Annotated in this window: 1 protein-coding gene; it reads right to left on the reverse strand. The window is 75.6% G+C overall.

Translation table 11 applies throughout. From position 1 onward, the window contains the following. The coding region (locus AC2W7A_RS13115; protein WP_485991705.1) for an L-lactate permease at nucleotides 1–533 on the reverse strand (533 nt) is incomplete at its 3' end. Between the last annotated feature and the right edge of the window lie 156 nt (nucleotides 534–689).

Consider the following 689-nt stretch of genomic DNA (forward strand, 5'->3'; position numbering starts at 1 on the left):
CGGGGGCCGCGTGGTCCACGGACACCGCGGTCGCCGCGGGCGGTCCGCCACCCGATCAGGGCCCGCCAGACCAGGGACATGAGCAGGCCGGCCACCGCACCGGCCGGCGGGGTGCCGAGCAGGGTGTTGGCCCCGAGGAGCAACCCGGCGTAGACGAGCGCGGAGGCGACGGCCACGGGGACCCACCGGCCGAGGAGGACGGGCAGGGGAAGGAGGGGGCCGTCGTCGTGCCGATCTGAGCGGGAGCCGCGCACGATCAGGGCGGTGACCACGCCGGCGGCCACCGCCGGGGCGACGTTGAAGACCGCCGTGGCGATGCCGAACTGACGGAAGTCCAGGCCGGTGAGCTGCGCGCCGAGCAGGGCGCCGGGTGCCATGGAGCCCCACGGGTTCACGGACAGGCCGAGCAGGGCCAGGCAGGCGGCGCGGAACGGGGTGAAACCGAGGGAGATCAGCAGCGGCACGCACACGATCACGCCCACGCCGAAGCCGGTGACGGACTCCAGGAACGGCACCACGCCGTGGACCATCATCAGCGCGGTGGCCAGTCCGGGCCCGTGCCGCCGGAGAGCCATCGGCCCAGGGCGGCGTGCCCGCCGCCGCGCTCCATGACGCGGGCCAGGGTGATGCCGCCGGCCATGATCGCCAGGACCTCCAGGAGGATCGGCCAGCCGCGGGCGAAGGGGGCG

It is taken from the genome of Micrococcus sp. LASM2_SD2 (genome assembly GCF_057364565.1).